The following is a 16,019-nucleotide window of genomic DNA, read 5'->3' as shown; positions in this document are numbered from 1 at the left end:
TCCTTCTCAATTATGCTCAAACCAACTCTTTGCGTTGATTTGAAGGCGGGATGGATAATGACTCTCTATATTTCGCAACAGTGCGTCGAGCAACTTGTATACCAAGTTCTGCGAGCATATCAGCCAGTTTACTATCACTAAGTGGTTTCGCTGGATTTTCTGCTGCGATTAGTTTCTTCACTAAAGCCCTGATTGCTGTTGAAGAGGCCTCGCCTCCGCTATCAGTATTCACATGGCTAGAGAAAAAATACTTCAATTCGAAAATTCCTCTTGGGCAATGCAAAAATTTTTGCGTTGTCACTCGAGAAATGGTGGATTCGTGCATTTCAACCTGTTCAGCGATATCCGCTAACACAAGGGGTTTCATATGCTCTTCACCCAATTCGAAAAATGCCTGCTGTGTGTCAACAATGCAATGAGCGACTTTTAATAATGTCTCATTACGGCTTTCTAAACTTTTTATCAGCCATTTGGCTTCTTGTAAATTGTCACGAATAAATTTTCCGTCGCTCTCATTTTGAGTCGATTGACCCAATGCAGCATAGGTTTCATTTATGCGTAGGCGAGGAATGCTATCTGTATTTAACTCAACTTGCCAGCGTTCACCTGATTTTTTTACCAGTATATCTGGGATAACATACTCTGACTCGCCTGTATCAATACTTAATCCAGGTTTAGGGTCAAGTGATTGAATTATTTCAATAACCGATTTTAATGTCTCTTCACGTAATTTCGTTTGACGCATCAATTGGCGAAAGTCGCGATTACCTAATAATTCTAAATGTTGGCTAATGACCAACTGTGTTTCTTTTAGATAAGGGGTATCTGTTGAAAAAGCAGAAAGCTGAATCAAAAGACACTCTTTTAAATCACGCGCAGCAACGCCAATAGGATCAAAGCGTTGAATACGTTTTAATACGGCTTCAACTTCATCAAGCTCTATCTCATCATCGCCCATTCCAAGCAGGATGTCATCTGTTGTAACAGTTAAATATCCTGTTTCATCAACTGCATCTATAATACTTATGGCAATGGCTCTGTCTGTTTCTGTAAACGGAGTGAGTTCAGCTTGCCATGTCAGATAATCTTGTAATGAAGCTGTTGTTTCACCTTGATACAGTGGGAGTTCATCATCCATATAGTCATTACTGGTACCAGAAGGTGTGCCCGCGGTGTAGATCTCTTCCCATTGGGTATCTAATGGGAGATCGTCAGGCATCTCTTTTTGTTCTAAAGCATCCAGTGTATCGAGCTCTTCAACTTCGTTTTCAGTTGTTGTTTCTGTTGTAGAGTCAGATTGATTTTCTGTATGAGAGGCATCATCTGAAACGGGATCTTGTTGATCGTCGTCTTGTTCGAGAAGAGGGTTGGATTCAAGCGCTTGCTGAATTTCTTGTTGTAATTCAAGCGTCGAAAGTTGCAACAAACGAATAGCCTGTTGTAGCTGTGGCGTCATTGCCAATTGCTGACTGAGACGAAGTTGCAGACTTTGTTTCATAATGATGCGATGAGTCCTTGGCTGTTGTCATCCATGACAGAGTAAAAGTGAATCTAAGATTACAGGCGGAAGCCTTCACCTAAGTAAACACGTTTAACTTGCTCATTTTCAAGAATTTCTTCTGGTGAACCATGAGCAATAAGATGACCTTGGCTGACAATATAGGCTCGTTCGCACACATCTAATGTTTCACGAACATTATGGTCAGTAATCAGTACACCTAATCCATAATCACGTAGATGTTGGATGATCTTTTTAATGTCCAATACTGAGATTGGGTCAACACCAGCAAAAGGTTCATCTAATAAAATGAATTTAGGGTTTGCGGCTAACGCGCGTGCAATTTCAACTCGACGGCGTTCACCCCCTGATAATGATTGCCCTAAGCTGTTACGCAAATGGCTCACATTGAACTCTTCTAATAGCTCTTCTGCTCGATCTTTTCGTTGTTCTGGTGTTAAATCATGGCGAATTTCTAAAATTCCCATAATGTTGTCATAAACGCTTAACCGTCTAAAAATAGAGGCTTCTTGAGGTAGATAGCCTATTCCTTTACGCGCACGTTCATGTAACGGTAACAGAGTGATGTCTTCATCATCAATAGTAATACTACCTGCATCACGAGCGACAATGCCGACAACCATATAGAATGTTGTTGTTTTACCGGCACCATTAGGGCCAAGTAAGCCTACAATTTCACCTGAATTAACGTTCAGGCTAACATCACCGACAACGGTGCGTCCTTTGTATGCTTTTGCTAAATTTTCAGCTTTTAACAGCGCCATAAAGTGTTACTTACCTTTGTTGTTAGCACCAGTACCTTTCTCTTGCAACTGGGAAGGCAGTAAAACAGTGGTAACTTGTTTACCTTTACCGCTAAATGCTTCCATTTGCTGAGTTGGGACGAGATAAGTGATCTTATCACCAGTGATATTACTGTCTAATTGTTCAAGATAGGCTTTACCCGTTAAGGTCATTAATTCTTTATCCATTTCATAGGTCATTTTATCGCCACGACCTTTGATTGGTTTGCCATCATCTTGTAACTGATAAAAAGTTACGGGATTACCGAATGCTTCAATGATGATTTTTTTAGAGTCGCCACCTGGGCGTGTAACAACGACTTTATCAGCACGAATATCGATAGATCCTTGTTTAATCACAACATTTTGTGTAAATGTTGTGATGTTTTTCTCTAGATCAAGCGACTGTTTTTCTGAATTGACAACAATAGGCTGTTGCGTGTCATCTTTAAGCGCCATCGCAGGTACACTTATTGCTAATAATGTACCGATAATCAGTGTATTACGGATTTTTTGATTCATTAGGGATCTCATAATAGGTGTTTACCTTTTCAATCAGCTCTGCGTGTTTCTCGCGCAGATTGCCTCGCATTTTTAAGCCGACTGATTTCAGTCCGACGCCGATAATAGTCACTTCATCATCAGAGGAAACATCCTGTGTATCCAAATTTGCGATAGCATTATCTGTGCTTATTCTCTGTAATTGAGAATCATCATTTAAGCTATCAATCTGAACATCGCCATAAAGATAGAGCATTTTACTGTTGGTTAGCTTGGCTTTATTGGCGCGTACGGTCCATGTTGCATCCCCTGCCGGCGAATAAGTGGTTAAGACAGGGTTAGTAAACCATGTAAACTTTTGCTGAGCATAGTTTTTGACATCATCAGCAACGAGTTTATATCCAAGTATACCTGTTGGCTCATAAACAAAAGATATCGATGATTTAGATTGATAAGTTGGTTGACCATCATCAACAACTTCACCATCACCGAATTCAGTGTTGTTAGTATAGTTCCAGCCAATTAGCCCAAGGGCGATAATTGCAAGAATTAAGGTAAACCAGGATTTTAATTTATTCATTCTGTGTCGTTATACGTTAAATCGAAAGACCTTTAGCTTCATCAAGCCGGCCTTGAGCTAAAAGGATTAAATCACATAATTCTCGTACTGCACCACGTCCACCCATAATGCGAGTAACATAGTCCGCCCGAGGTGTGAGTAATGGATGCGCATCGGCAACCGCGACGGAGAGTCCGACTTTTTCCATTACAGGTAAATCTATTAGGTCGTCACCAATATAGGCCGTTTGTTCATGTTTAAGGTTTAGTGTATCTAACAGTTGTTGATACGCCAAAAGCTTATTATGCTGACCTTGGTAAAGATATGTAATGCCAAGGGTTTTAGCACGATCTTCTAACAGTTTAGATTGACGACCTGTAATGATAGCAACCTCAATACCTGATGTAAGCAAACAACGAATACCATATCCATCACGGACATTAAAAGCTTTTAACTCTTCGCCATTATTGCCCATGTAAATGAGTCCGTCCGACATCACACCATCAACGTCACAAATCAGCAATTGGATTTTTTCTGCTTTTTTGATGACTTGCTCGCTTACTTCACCATAACAAGTTTCTATCATTGTATTCATTTTTATCCTTCGAACGTTATGACTAGCTTATACAACACCGGCTTGTAGTAAATCATGCATATGTAAAACACCTAACAGAATATCACTATCTTGTTCTGTTACTAACAGCGAGGTGATATGTTTTGCTTGCATTAAATTTAGCGCTTCAACGGCTAAACAATCAGGGCGAATACGAATGCCTCCTCTTGTCATCACATCAGAGATTTTGGCATTGTTAAGATCAATTCCTAAATCAAATATGCGTCGTAAGTCACCGTCAGTAAAGATACCGTTAATTAACATACTATCATCGCAGATTACCGTCATACCTAATTTTTTACGGGTAATCTCAACAAGTGCTTCGCGTAACGTCGCGTCTTTAGTAACACGAGGGATATCAGCATCTTTATTCATTAAGTCACTCACATGAAGGAGTAATTTACGACCTAACGCACCACCTGGATGAGAAAGGGCAAAATCTTCAGCAGTAAAGCCTCGAGCACGTAAAAGTGCGATAGCCAGTGCATCGCCCATCACTAATGTTGCTGTTGTACTTGTTGTGGGAGCAAGCCCTAAAGGACAGGCTTCTTTAGGAACTTTGATACAAAGATGAATATCAGACGCTTTCCCCATTGTACTTTGAGGAGTGCGTGTCATACAAATCAGTGTTATTTGTTTGCGTTTCAGAACCGGAATAAGGGCAAGGATCTCACTGGCTTCACCAGAATTTGAAATCGCTAGAACAATATCTTTTTCTGTGACCATACCTAAATCGCCATGACTTGCTTCACCGGGATGAACAAAAAAAGAAGGTGTTCCTGTACTGGCAAATGTTGCAGCAATTTTATGCCCAATATGGCCAGATTTACCCATACCCATCACAATCACTCGACCTTGGCAGTGAAAAATTTTTTCACAGGCAAGCGTAAAATCATCGTTGATATATTGTTCTAGTTCAGCTAACCCATCACGTTCAATATGAAGGACTTTTTTGCCCGCTTGCTGAAAATCAAACTCGGTCATTTTTTTGTACCATTTATTTTAGGTTAAGAGAGAATGTGCAACGCACAACACCGTAATATAAACAATAAAGCAAACTAATAAGAATATCCCTTTTCCTCGATTTAGGCGTCGTTTTCGCCCTAAGGAAAAGATAGAAAACAATAAACTAGCCACCCCAAGTACAGCAAAACTAAAATAAAATGTGTTGATATTAAATGTACTTGGTGAAAGTAATGCTGGCATTCCTAACACAAATGTTAGGTTAAAAATATTAGCACCTATAATATTTCCTAAAGCTAATTCATTTTCACGTCTTAGCGCTGCAACAATGGTTGTTGCTAATTCAGGTAGGCTTGTTCCAATAGATAGCAAGGTTAAACCAACAAAAAAACCACTAAGATGATACTGTTGCATTAGAATAAAGACATTATCTAATATCATTTGAGTCGCAACTGGGATAATCAGTAAGGCAATAACGACCCAGAAAAGAGCAACTGAATTACGAGGATTTGTCTGTAATTCAAAACGGGTTAAGGTTTCTAATGGTAATACATGGCGCTCTTGTGTGAGTGTTTTATGCATCGTTTTTATCATGAGAAAGATAGATGCAAAGCCAATAAAAAAGAGCAAAGTACCTTCTCTAAGCCCTAGGTTCCCACTAGATAAAATAATCCCCACAAGCATGATGACGATAATCATCAATGGAAGCTCTTTTTTCAGTACCGCAGACTGTATGTTCATGGGGTAGATCATCGCCCCAATGCCCGCAATAAGAAGAAGATTAGTGAGTGTAGAACCAATCGCAGTACCAATAGCAATGTCAGGTAAATTATGAACCGAGGCATCGGTAGAAACAAAAAGCTCAGGTAATGATGTGCCAGTGCCTACAATCAAAATACCGATAACGGCGGGTGGAATTTTTAACGATTGCGCAAAAACGCTCGCACCATAGACTAATCGGTCTGATGCATAAACAAGTAGCATCAATCCAAAAATTAAAAGAGACAAAGTAATCAACATGCCATCAGTTTTCCGACAATGAGCAAGTAAAGAAAGAAAAAACCAATAAGACAGGGCTGATAAAAAAACATATTGTCAAAAGGTTTTGCTAATTCACCATATTTTGACTAGCCAAGCACGAAAAGTAAAATTAACCGTGCACTATTTTGCTAAATAGTGGTGATTTCTTTGTAACATAACGAATGACCTGCCAAAATAGCGTAAAAATTTGTTTATGCAGACAGGCTTGAGGATGTTTTATTCATGAACGCACAATCTGACAATCTAATTGAAGTGCGCAATATGAACTTCACTCGAGGTAGTAGGAAGATCTTTTCTGAGATTAACCTTGTTGTACCTAGAGGGAAAGTGACTGCAATTATGGGCCCTTCAGGGATTGGTAAAACAACTTTATTACGCCTTATGGGAGGGCAAATTCTTCCTGATAGCGGTGAAATTTGGTTTGATGGCGATAATATTCCGGCGCTATCACGTTCTGCGTTGTATCACGCAAGAAAGAAAATGAGTATGCTTTTTCAGTCTGGTGCCCTTTTTACCGACATGAATGTATTTGAAAATGTAGCCTTTCCGCTAAGAGAGCATACAAATTTACCTGAAGCGCTTATACGTACAACGGTGATGATGAAGCTTGAAGCTGTGGGTTTACGTGGAGCTGCAAGTTTAATGCCTTCTGAATTATCAGGCGGTATGGCTCGAAGAGCAGCATTAGCCAGAGCTATTGCGCTTGATCCTGAATTAATTATGTTTGATGAACCTTTTGTTGGGCAAGATCCTATCACTATGGGCGTACTTGTTAAGCTGATTGATGAGTTAAATCATGCACTCGGAGTGACGTGTGTTGTGGTTTCTCATGATGTGCCTGAAGTGTTGAGCATTGCCGATTACGCTTATATTGTAGCGGAGCAAAAAGTTATTGCTCAAGGTAGTGCAAAAGAATTACAAGACAACCCAGATAGGCAAGTCAGACAGTTTTTAGATGGAATTGCTGATGGCCCTGTACCTTTCCGTTTTCCTGCGGGAGATTATCAGGACGACCTATTAGGACGAGGAAATTAGTACGTGGTAAATTTATTAGCTCGTATTGGCGCTAGAGCGTTAGCGATTTTTGCAACATTCGGTAGAGCTGGCATTATGCTCTTTCGTGCATTAGTCGGTAAACCAGAATTCCGTAAACAGTGGCCTCTTTTAATGAAGCAACTGTATAACGTCGGCGTTCAATCCTTATTAATTATCATGGTGTCTGGTCTATTTATTGGCATGGTGCTGGGATTACAAGGTTATCTTGTACTGACAACATTTAGTGCTGAAGCCAGTCTTGGCATGATGGTGGCTCTCTCATTGTTACGAGAATTGGGTCCTGTGGTAACCGCATTATTATTTGCAGGCCGAGCAGGTTCCGCATTAACAGCGGAAATCGGTTTAATGAAAGCCACAGAACAAATTTCCAGTTTAGAAATGATGGCAGTCGATCCTTTACGGCGAGTCGTTGCTCCCCGTTTTTGGGCCGGTTTAATTAGCATGCCATTGCTTTCACTTATTTTTGTTGCCATCGGTATTTGGGGTGGTGCCATTGTTGGTGTGGATTGGAAAGGGATCGATGAAGGCTTTTTCTGGGCATCTATGCAAGGTGCCGTTGAATGGCGATTAGATTTAGTGAATTGCTTTATTAAGAGTGTCGTTTTTGCCATTACCGTCACTTGGATAGCGCTCTTTAACGGGTATGACGCAATCCCAACATCAGAAGGGATTAGCAGAGCAACAACACGTACTGTTGTTCATTCATCGTTAGCCGTATTGGGTTTAGATTTTGTGCTAACAGCACTGATGTTTGGGAACTAAGTCATGCAAAGTAAAAAAATTGAAGTTTGGGTTGGTCTATTTGTTCTGATTGCGCTAGCCGCTGTGATTTTCTTATGCCTAAAAGTGGCTGATATTAAAGAAATGGGTAATCAACCGACTTATCGTGTTTATGCCAGCTTCGGTAATATTGGCGGGCTAAAAGAACGTTCCCCAGTTAAGATTGGTGGTGTGGTGATTGGCCGTGTTTCTTCTATCACCTTAAAAGAAGAAGATGAAGGGAACTATCGCCCTGAAGTCGCGCTCGATATTTTGAGTCTTTATGACCACATTCCAGAAAGTAGCTCATTGTCTATTCGTACATCTGGTTTATTAGGTGAGCAGTTCCTTGCATTGAATTTAGGTTTTTATGATGAAGCATTAGATTCTACTCTGCTCAAAGACGGAGGACGGATCACCAATACCAATTCAGCAATGGTACTAGAGGATCTTATCGGTCAGTTCCTTTATAAAACAGGGGATGGTGATGGTTCAGCAAAATCTGAATCTGACTCGACGGAAGAACATCCAGCATTACCTTAATCATTAATTCTTATAGGATGTATTTATACATTTTATTAGGTAAAGCATCCTATTATTAAAACCTTTTTAGGAGAGCGAAAGTATGTTTAAACGCTTATTGATGGTCGCACTGTTAGTCATTACACCTTTTGCGATGGCTGTAGATAAAACCAATCCATACACATTGATGGAAGATGCCGCACAAAAGACGTTTACTAAATTAAAAAATGAACAGCCTGAAATTCGTAAAAACCCTGAAGTTTTACGCCAAATTGTTCAACAAGAATTATTGCCATATGTACAAATTAAATATGCAGGTGCATTAGTATTAGGGCCTCATTATCGTACTGCAACACCTGCTCAACGCGATGCATATTTTACTGCATTTGAAGCGTATCTTGCTCAAGTATATGGTCAAGCATTAGCGATGTATGAAGGACAAGAATACCGTATTGAGCCTGCAAAACCGTTCGCAGATAAAACAAACCTCACTATTCGCGTTACCATTATTGATAAAAATGGTCGCCCACCTGTTCGTCTTGATTTTCAATGGCGCAAAAATAGTAAAACAGGTGAATGGCAGGCTTATGACATGATTGCGGAAGGTGTCAGCATGATCACCACAAAACAGAATGAGTGGTCAGATATTTTAAATTCTAAAGGTGTCGATGGTTTAACAAAACAGTTAGAAATTAGTGCCAAAACGCCAATCACACTGGATGAGAAAAAATAAGATGTCATCCTCGTTAAATTGGGAAAAAAAGGGCGATATCCTTTTTTTTCAAGGAACGTTAGATCGCGAAACGTTATTACCTGCTTGGCAACAACGTAAAGCATTATTAGCAGATATCAATATTATTGATATTTCGGCATTGAGTCATATTGATTCAACAGGATTGGCGCTTTTTGTTCACCTAAAAGCAGAGATGGAAGCACAACATCGCCAATTTATTATTCAAGGTGTGAGTGAGCGTTTTCAGACTCTCATTACTCTCTATGATCTTGATGAAATTATGAATATTGCCTAATACGGGTTTTAAGTAAAAGCGATTAAAACGCCCCCTTCATGATACTTTTATCATTAAGGGGGTTTTTGATGGTTTAAGAGTAGGGCGGATTCCATTAGGATAGACGACTGATTATTATTTTAACGTTGAGATTGAGCAATTATGGATACAAATGAAATCAAACAAGTATTAATGGGCAGCCTGTCTTTAGATGAAGTCATCGTTAACGGTGATGGTAGTCATTTTCAAGTTGTCGTTGTTGGCGCTATGTTTGAGGGAATGAGCAGAGTAAAACAGCAACAAACCATTTATGCCCCTTTGATGGAATATATCGCAGATAACCGTATTCACGCTTTGTCTATTAAAGCCTACACACCTGAAGAGTGGAAGAGGGATCGTAAGCTTAACGGGCTTTGATTCAGTAGGTATACAGCGTACAGCAAAATAAAAAAGAGAGTTCTACAGATGGATAAATTTAGAGTACAAGGACCAACCTGTTTATCAGGTGAGGTCACTATTTCAGGCGCGAAAAACGCCGCATTGCCAATCCTGTTCGCTGCGATCCTTGCCGAAGAGCCAGTAGAATTAACCAATGTTCCTAAGTTAAAAGATATTGATACAACGATTAAATTACTTAATCGCTTAGGAACCAATGTTGAACGTAACGGCTCTGTTTTCGTTGATGCTCGTAACATTAATGAATTTTGCGCTCCTTACGAATTAGTAAAAACCATGCGTGCTTCTATTTGGGCTTTAGGTCCGCTGGTGGCGCGTTTTGGTCAAGGTCAGGTTTCTTTACCCGGTGGTTGTGCCATTGGTGCTCGTCCTGTTGATCTTCATATTACTGGTTTAGAGCAATTAGGCGCTGAAATCACTCTTGATGAAGGTTATGTAAAAGCTCGTGTTGATGGGCGTTTAAAAGGCGCACATATCGTCATGGATAAAGTGAGCGTGGGCGCCACTATCACTATTATGACTGCAGCAGTGTTAGCCGAAGGCAAAACCATCATTGAGAATGCGGCAAGAGAGCCTGAAATTGAAGATACTGCCAACTTCCTTAATACATTAGGCGCCAAAATCAGCGGTGCAGGTACAGACAGTATTACTATCGAAGGTGTAGAACGCCTTGGTGGTGGTACTTATCAAATTCTACCTGATCGTATTGAAACAGGTACTTTTTTAGTTGCTGCTGCTGTTTCTCGTGGTCGCGTTGTTTGTCGTAATGCAAAGCCAGATACATTAGATGCTGTGTTGGCAAAATTACGTGAAGCGGGTGCAGATATAGAAGTGGGTGAAGATTGGATAAGCCTTGATATGCATGGTAAACGCCCTAAAGCAGTAACCTTACGTACAGCGCCACATCCAGGTTTCCCAACTGATATGCAAGCACAATTTAGCCTTTTAAACTTAGTTGCTGAAGGCGCAGGAATGATCACAGAAACCATTTTTGAAAATCGCTTTATGCACATTCCTGAGTTAATTCGCATGGGGGCTCACGCTGAAATAGAAAGTAATACTGTGTTATGCCATGGTGTTGAAAAACTTTCAGGCGCACAAGTGATGGCTACGGATTTACGTGCTTCTGCAAGTTTAGTCCTTGCGGGCTGTATCGCTGAAGGCACCACTATTGTTGATCGTATTTATCATATCGATCGTGGGTATGAAAATATTGAAGCTAAATTACAAGGATTAGGGGCGAAAATAGAACGTTTACGCGCTAATGACTAATCTATTTTAGTTATCTTTCTTAACCATTTAAAACCATAGTGCATTGTTGTGCTATGGTTTTTTTTTGCGCATTATTTCAATAGAACTCTCAATAGAATAGGATAATTCATAAGGTATTTCTTTCGTGGCAAGATACAGTAAGAAAAATAGGCCCGTTTTAGAAAAAACGCTATGAGCTGAATGAAAGGAACAAATATGCAGGTAACAAGGAAACAAGAATATCTTATTCGCCAAGCGCTTGATAAATGGCGGCAATCTGGTGAGATTTCAGAGCAAGAACATCAGCAACTAGGAAGTACATTGCAACGCATCCCTTTTGATTGGAAAAGGTTGAGTCGTTACGCGTTTTGGATAGCGATTGTGTGCTTGATTATTGCTGTTGGCAGTATCTTTAGTGACAGCGCATTAGTTTATTATCTAATTGGAATTTTTAGTGTTTCTGAAATTATGCGCGTGATATCTCCAGCACTTATTGCCTGCATACTTTATCTTTGGGGATTTAAACGTCAGCGAAAAGAAACACAATGGCACTATAGTACCGAATTTATTCTTTTTTTAGGTGTAATGTTTACCGCTATTTTTCTTTGGCAACTCGGTGAGTTACTGGATACAGGAAGTGGCCATATTGCACCTCTCTTTTTAATTGGTTGTGTGATTTATGGTGTGATTGGTTTTATCAGTCGTTCATCATTGGTGTGGTTATTTTTCTTATTGATGTTAGGGAATTGGTTTGGCGCTGAGACAGGTTATATGTCAGGTTGGGGCGCTTATTGGTTAGGGATGAACTATCCTATCCGATTTGTTCTCTTTGGCGCAGTGTTATTAGCAGGCTGTTATTTCTTACAGAATGTGTTGTTACACCGTCGTTTATTTACTATGACAAAAATAATGGGACTTACTTATCTTTTTATTGTGTTATGGATAATGTCTATTTTCGGCAATTACGATCCTGATACTTGGTATCGTACTTCAAGTGCGAATTTGTTACCTTGGGCACTGTTATTTGGTGTTGTTTCCGTTATTTGTATCTATATCAGTCTTAAAACCGATGATGGCATGTTAAGAGGCTTTGGCCTGACATTCCTAGGTATTAATCTTTACACTCGTTTTTTTGAATATTTCTGGGATAGCTTACATAGTGCTATTTTCTTCTTTATTCTAGCTATTTCATTGATTCTAATTGGACGAAAAGCGGAAAAAATTTGGCATGCTGTTGAACATAATTCACTAGCGAGTAAACCGAATAAAAATGAATAAAATTTCACTTTATTCGTTATTGTAATAGGAGATTACTTTGATAGAGAAACGCAGTTGTCACCTTCCTCTTGAAGTGAGTTGTGTCGCTTGTCATTATTTTGTCTTTAAAGATAAAAATGAGGCATTTTTTGAGATCTGCCCAGTTTGTGGTTGGCAAAATGATGGCACTAAAGAAGGGGAATATAGCGGTTGTAATCACAGCACGTTAGAGAATTATCGTAATACAGAAAACTTTCAAGAAAATTGCTTACAAAGTGCGACGTTTTATATGAAATCTCCCTATTAGTTGGTAATAGGAAGATTTCATGTGAGTTACGATTCTGGTTGGTATTCAGAAATAGTCACATCAACATTGAGCTCATTACCCTCACGTAATAACGTAACGGGTAATACTGTGCCGGGGCGAGTCTCTGCAATATAGTCCATCATTTCCATGGCAGAAGTGGCAGGAGCATGGTTGATGCTAAGTATAATATCACCTGTTTTTATGCCTGCTTTATCTGCTGGACTGTTTGGTGAGATCCGGAAAATACGTAGCCCTTGGATTTGTTTAATATCAGTATTTGACGAGCGAATTCTTGGTAGTTCTTTGGCTGTGATACCGATAAAACCGCGAATGACACGACCATCACGAATAAGTTTATTCATGATTTTTACAGCCAGTTCAGTTGGAATAGCAAAGCCTAGACCTTCAGCACTTGGGCGATACCCATTGTAGGTTCCTGAGTCAAACGTCATGGTATTAATACCCACCAGTTCACCCTCTGTATTAATAAGTGCTCCACCTGAGTTGCCTTCATTAATTGAGGCATCTGTTTGTAGAAAGTTTTGGTAACGTGTTGGACTTAATCCCACGCGGCCTGTTGCACTAATTATCCCTTGAGTAATGGTTTGCCCAATATTAAAAGGGTTACCAATAGCAAGTACAACATCCCCTACATGTGAGATCCGTTTGCTATTAATGGGGATCGTCGGAAGCTTATCAGCATCAATTTTTAAAACGGCTAAATCAGTCAAAGGATCAGAACCAACAAGTAAGCCTTCATAAAGATCACCATTTTGTAATGCAACAATAATCTGATCAGCATTATTAATAACATGTTGATTTGTTAGAATATAACCTCGCCCATCCATAATAACGCCCGCACCTAAAGAGGTCAGCTCGCGACCTTCTTGAGAAAAGCTTCCCATGGTACTGCTATAAACATTGACGACAGCAGGTGCTGCACGTCGTACTGCCGTGTTGTAGCTAAAAGGAGCATTAAGAAAATCACCATTAATTAGGTGTTCAATAAAAATAGGACGGATCGAAGGGACTGCAATCAAAAGAATTGCTGCTGTTAAAAGGCCAATCAGTGTCGATCGCAGTAACTTAGTTAACATAAAAATCCCGTATTTATGTCTGACCGTGAGATTATTTGCGTAGAAGTGATGAGAATAGCATAGTTTAACTTATGAAAGCATAGATCAGTGCATAATATCCTCTTTTAAGCTAATGAGTCTTATCAAAAATTAACATAAAAAAAAGCCCTATAATCAATATTACAGGGCTAAGGAAATCAATAAATTAGATAGGTTAAAGCTTACTTCTTAGCGCGGTGTATTACGTAACAGTAGGTAAATTTCATCATTACCACGCTGTATGTTTAATGCAAGAACAGGTGGTTTAGCATCAATGGCTTTACGTAAATCGCCTAATGATGCTATTGGTGTATTATTGATACCGATAATCAGGTCGCCTTTCTGTAAACCAGATGCAGCGGCTGCTGAATCTTTCTCTACAGAATCCACAGCAACAGCTTTGACTTGTTTATTTAAGTAGTTGCTTAATGTGGCACCTTGTAGTGCAGGAGAGAAGTTATCTGCGCGTGTTGCATCTGCCGATTGTTTCTCTAATGTCACTTTAACATCCATTGGTTTACCTTGACGGATTAAGCCAATCAGAATTTCTTTACCTGGAGGTGTTGTACCGACCTTAGCTCGTAACTCTGCAAAACTATTGATACGTTTTCCATCAACAGAAATTAAAACGTCACCCGGTTTAATACCTGCTTTTGCTGCAGATGAATCAGGTAAAACTTCGCTGACAAAAGCACCACGTTGTGCATCAATATTAAAGGATTTCGCCAGATCAGAATTCATTTCTGTACCACGAATACCTAAGATGCCTCGTTTAACTTCGCCATGAGAAATCAGTTGTTGGCTAAGATCTCGTGCCATATTACTTGGGATAGCAAAGCCGATACCGATATTGCCGCCCCCCGGTGCTAAAATAGCGGTGTTAATTCCGATTAACTCACCATTTAAGTTAACTAATGCGCCACCAGAGTTACCACGATTAATAGAAGCATCTGTTTGAATAAAGTTCTCTAAACCTTCAAGGTTTAAGCCACTACGGCCTAATGCAGAAATAATACCGGATGTTGCGGTTTGACCTAAACCAAATGGGTTACCCACTGCAACAGCAAAGTCACCAACGCGTAGTTGGTCTGAGTCTGCCATTTTTATTGCTGTTAAATTTGTTGGTTTTTCAATTTGCAGTAAGGCAATATCTGTTTGTGGATCACTACCAATTAATTTGGCGCTAAATTCACGACCATCATTAATTTGCAGTTGAATTTTATCTGCACCATCAACAACATGATTATTGGTTAATACATAGCCTTTTTGTGCATCAATAATGACGCCTGAGCCTAAGCCTTCAAAAGGGCGAATACTCTGTTGTTGTGATGGAAAATTAGGACCAAAGAAAAATTTAAACTCTTCAGGCACTTGTTGGCTTTGTACTCGTGTTCCTGAAACATGCACACTGACAACGGCTGGTAGCACTTTTTCTAACATAGGTGCAAGGCTTGGGAGTTGTTCTCCCGATGGCATAACCGCAGGTAATGCAGCCATGCTGGTTGCTGGGATAGTTGAGAGTGAAAGCCCGACACTCATTGCTAATGCACTAAGTAATAATTTTCTTTTTTTAGTCAACATGAATTAGAGTCTCTTGATACAGTTATCAAAATAAAATTTATTGCTCAAAATGAGCACGATGTCATTAAGACCTGTACTAACAAAGGAAAGTTCATTAAGACATGATGCACTTTGCTTCCTTTTACACGGATTTACAAGACAAAAGCTATCTTTAAAACCATAGCAAATAATTACCATTTTATGGTATTTAATAGAAAGAAAAACGCCACAATAAATGTGGCGTTTTAATATTAATTGTCTTTTTTCTCGGTCGGTCTGAACAACCCAGATGCTCCTTCGGAGTAATCACGAGGTGGCATTTTTATTGGAGATTGATCATTTGCCGCTTCAGATTCACTTAATCGGTAATTAAATGGATTATCTTGAGCAGGCATGTCTGGCATGAGCTCATTAGAGCTTTTTGCCATATGTTGGTAAAGCTGACGGTAATCTCTCGCCATGTTATCTAATAGTTCAGCGCTTCTAGCAAAGTGGCTGACAAGCTCATTGCGATAAGTGTCCAGTTCTTCTTTTTTTGTATCTAACTCTGCTTTTATAGCATCTTGTTGGCGAAGGGTGCTGTTACCGTAACGCATTGCAAGTGCGCCGATAATAAGACCTACAACTAATCCAATCAGTGCATAAACCCAAACCATGGCAACTCCTTTTCATCTAATAGTGAGGACGATGGATTCTTATAACATCATAACCGCTAAAAGGCATGGGTGGAATAATATCCTTAAGCTTAATA

General features: G+C 39.6%; 19 protein-coding genes. 9 read left to right on the top strand and 10 right to left on the bottom strand.

Annotated features, from left to right (window positions below; genetic code table 11):
- Nucleotides 1-16 precede the first annotated feature (16 nt).
- Genes rpoN through ABN256_RS05980 form a run of 7 tightly spaced genes read right to left on the bottom strand, consistent with a single transcriptional unit; the run spans nt 17 to nt 5,957 of the window.
- Entirely contained in the window at nt 17-1,498 is a 1,482-nt protein-coding gene (gene rpoN, locus ABN256_RS06010) for an RNA polymerase factor sigma-54 (RefSeq protein ID WP_196554791.1), read from the bottom strand.
- 59 nt (nt 1,499-1,557) lie between these two features.
- Nucleotides 1,558-2,283, bottom strand: a complete 726-nt coding sequence (lptB, locus tag ABN256_RS06005) for an LPS export ABC transporter ATP-binding protein (RefSeq protein WP_072069775.1) — start codon at nt 2,281-2,283, stop codon at nt 1,558-1,560.
- Between the two features lie 6 nt (nt 2,284-2,289).
- Nucleotides 2,290-2,823, bottom strand: coding sequence for a lipopolysaccharide ABC transporter substrate-binding protein LptA (lptA, locus tag ABN256_RS06000; protein ID WP_349439259.1), 534 nt, complete (start codon nt 2,821-2,823; stop codon nt 2,290-2,292).
- On the bottom strand, nt 2,804-3,382 hold the full coding sequence (gene lptC / locus ABN256_RS05995; protein WP_072069773.1) for an LPS export ABC transporter periplasmic protein LptC: 579 nt from the start codon (nt 3,380-3,382) through the stop codon (nt 2,804-2,806). The genes lptA and lptC overlap by 20 nt, the downstream gene beginning before the upstream one ends.
- A gap of 16 nt (nt 3,383-3,398) precedes the next feature.
- On the bottom strand, nt 3,399-3,956 hold the full coding sequence (kdsC, locus tag ABN256_RS05990) for a 3-deoxy-manno-octulosonate-8-phosphatase KdsC (RefSeq protein ID WP_072069772.1): 558 nt from the start codon (nt 3,954-3,956) through the stop codon (nt 3,399-3,401).
- A 27-nt stretch (nt 3,957-3,983) separates the two neighbouring features.
- A complete protein-coding gene (gene kdsD / locus ABN256_RS05985) occupies nt 3,984-4,958 on the bottom strand; it encodes an arabinose-5-phosphate isomerase KdsD (RefSeq protein WP_109409260.1) in 975 nt (324 codons plus the stop codon).
- 18 nt (nt 4,959-4,976) lie between these two features.
- Complete coding sequence (locus ABN256_RS05980; protein WP_072069770.1) at nt 4,977-5,957, bottom strand: calcium/sodium antiporter; 981 nt, start codon at nt 5,955-5,957, stop codon at nt 4,977-4,979.
- A 243-nt stretch (nt 5,958-6,200) separates the two neighbouring features.
- Between ABN256_RS05980 and mlaF the strand changes: the two genes are divergently transcribed.
- From mlaF to ABN256_RS05935, 9 genes are all read left to right on the top strand, one after another.
- Nucleotides 6,201-7,013 carry a phospholipid ABC transporter ATP-binding protein MlaF gene (gene mlaF, locus ABN256_RS05975; protein WP_072069769.1) on the top strand — a complete coding sequence of 271 codons (813 nt, stop codon included), beginning with the start codon at nt 6,201-6,203 and terminating at the stop codon, nt 7,011-7,013.
- 3 nt (nt 7,014-7,016) lie between these two features.
- A complete protein-coding gene (gene mlaE / locus ABN256_RS05970) occupies nt 7,017-7,796 on the top strand; it encodes a lipid asymmetry maintenance ABC transporter permease subunit MlaE (protein WP_072069768.1) in 780 nt (259 codons plus the stop codon).
- A gap of 3 nt (nt 7,797-7,799) precedes the next feature.
- On the top strand, nt 7,800-8,336 hold the full coding sequence (gene mlaD / locus ABN256_RS05965) for an outer membrane lipid asymmetry maintenance protein MlaD (protein ID WP_072069767.1): 537 nt from the start codon (nt 7,800-7,802) through the stop codon (nt 8,334-8,336).
- Between the two features lie 82 nt (nt 8,337-8,418).
- Nucleotides 8,419-9,048, top strand: a complete 630-nt coding sequence (gene mlaC / locus ABN256_RS05960) for a phospholipid-binding protein MlaC (RefSeq protein ID WP_036933065.1) — start codon at nt 8,419-8,421, stop codon at nt 9,046-9,048.
- A gap of 1 nt (nt 9,049) precedes the next feature.
- Nucleotides 9,050-9,343, top strand: a complete 294-nt coding sequence (gene mlaB / locus ABN256_RS05955) for a lipid asymmetry maintenance protein MlaB (protein WP_072069766.1) — start codon at nt 9,050-9,052, stop codon at nt 9,341-9,343.
- A gap of 141 nt (nt 9,344-9,484) precedes the next feature.
- A complete protein-coding gene (gene ibaG / locus ABN256_RS05950) occupies nt 9,485-9,739 on the top strand; it encodes a BolA family iron metabolism protein IbaG (RefSeq protein ID WP_072069765.1) in 255 nt (84 codons plus the stop codon).
- A gap of 48 nt (nt 9,740-9,787) precedes the next feature.
- On the top strand, nt 9,788-11,050 hold the full coding sequence (gene murA, locus ABN256_RS05945; protein WP_109409265.1) for a UDP-N-acetylglucosamine 1-carboxyvinyltransferase: 1,263 nt from the start codon (nt 9,788-9,790) through the stop codon (nt 11,048-11,050).
- A gap of 195 nt (nt 11,051-11,245) precedes the next feature.
- Entirely contained in the window at nt 11,246-12,307 is a 1,062-nt protein-coding gene (locus ABN256_RS05940) for a DUF2157 domain-containing protein (RefSeq protein WP_349439258.1), read from the top strand.
- A gap of 37 nt (nt 12,308-12,344) precedes the next feature.
- Nucleotides 12,345-12,593: a CPCC family cysteine-rich protein gene (locus ABN256_RS05935; RefSeq protein ID WP_349439257.1), complete on the top strand. Its 249-nt coding sequence runs from the start codon at nt 12,345-12,347 to the stop codon at nt 12,591-12,593.
- A gap of 26 nt (nt 12,594-12,619) precedes the next feature.
- Here ABN256_RS05935 and degS read toward each other — a convergent pair whose 3' ends face one another.
- From degS to zapG, 3 genes are all read right to left on the bottom strand, one after another.
- A complete protein-coding gene (gene degS / locus ABN256_RS05930) occupies nt 12,620-13,690 on the bottom strand; it encodes an outer membrane-stress sensor serine endopeptidase DegS (protein WP_072069761.1) in 1,071 nt (356 codons plus the stop codon).
- A 207-nt stretch (nt 13,691-13,897) separates the two neighbouring features.
- Entirely contained in the window at nt 13,898-15,289 is a 1,392-nt protein-coding gene (gene degQ / locus ABN256_RS05925) for a serine endoprotease DegQ (RefSeq protein WP_166539197.1), read from the bottom strand.
- A 230-nt stretch (nt 15,290-15,519) separates the two neighbouring features.
- Nucleotides 15,520-15,924, bottom strand: a complete 405-nt coding sequence (zapG, locus tag ABN256_RS05920; protein WP_109409272.1) for a Z-ring associated protein ZapG — start codon at nt 15,922-15,924, stop codon at nt 15,520-15,522.
- Nucleotides 15,925-16,019 lie beyond the last annotated feature (95 nt).

This window comes from Proteus sp. fly-1008 (assembly GCF_040140305.1).
GTDB lineage: Bacteria > Pseudomonadota > Gammaproteobacteria > Enterobacterales > Enterobacteriaceae > Proteus > Proteus vulgaris_B.
The sequence above is the reverse complement of the archived record's forward strand: the minus strand, read 5'-3'. Positions and strand labels throughout refer to the sequence as shown.

Coding starts and splice junctions, on each gene's coding strand:
- mlaB (WP_072069766.1), top strand. CDS start 9,050: ATGTCATCCTCGTTAAATTGGGAAAAAAAGGGCGATATCCTTTTTTTT.
- ibaG (WP_072069765.1), top strand. CDS start 9,485: ATGGATACAAATGAAATCAAACAAGTATTAATGGGCAGCCTGTCTTTA.
- degS (WP_072069761.1), bottom strand. CDS start 13,690: ATGTTAACTAAGTTACTGCGATCGACACTGATTGGCCTTTTAACAGCA.
- lptB (WP_072069775.1), bottom strand. CDS start 2,283: ATGGCGCTGTTAAAAGCTGAAAATTTAGCAAAAGCATACAAAGGACGC.
- zapG (WP_109409272.1), bottom strand. CDS start 15,924: ATGGTTTGGGTTTATGCACTGATTGGATTAGTTGTAGGTCTTATTATC.
- mlaD (WP_072069767.1), top strand. CDS start 7,800: ATGCAAAGTAAAAAAATTGAAGTTTGGGTTGGTCTATTTGTTCTGATT.
- ABN256_RS05980 (WP_072069770.1), bottom strand. CDS start 5,957: ATGTTGATTACTTTGTCTCTTTTAATTTTTGGATTGATGCTACTTGTT.
- lptA (WP_349439259.1), bottom strand. CDS start 2,823: ATGAATCAAAAAATCCGTAATACACTGATTATCGGTACATTATTAGCA.
- rpoN (WP_196554791.1), bottom strand. CDS start 1,498: ATGAAACAAAGTCTGCAACTTCGTCTCAGTCAGCAATTGGCAATGACG.
- lptC (WP_072069773.1), bottom strand. CDS start 3,382: ATGAATAAATTAAAATCCTGGTTTACCTTAATTCTTGCAATTATCGCC.
- degQ (WP_166539197.1), bottom strand. CDS start 15,289: ATGTTGACTAAAAAAAGAAAATTATTACTTAGTGCATTAGCAATGAGT.
- mlaF (WP_072069769.1), top strand. CDS start 6,201: ATGAACGCACAATCTGACAATCTAATTGAAGTGCGCAATATGAACTTC.
- mlaC (WP_036933065.1), top strand. CDS start 8,419: ATGTTTAAACGCTTATTGATGGTCGCACTGTTAGTCATTACACCTTTT.
- kdsD (WP_109409260.1), bottom strand. CDS start 4,958: ATGACCGAGTTTGATTTTCAGCAAGCGGGCAAAAAAGTCCTTCATATT.
- kdsC (WP_072069772.1), bottom strand. CDS start 3,956: ATGAATACAATGATAGAAACTTGTTATGGTGAAGTAAGCGAGCAAGTC.
- ABN256_RS05940 (WP_349439258.1), top strand. CDS start 11,246: ATGCAGGTAACAAGGAAACAAGAATATCTTATTCGCCAAGCGCTTGAT.
- murA (WP_109409265.1), top strand. CDS start 9,788: ATGGATAAATTTAGAGTACAAGGACCAACCTGTTTATCAGGTGAGGTC.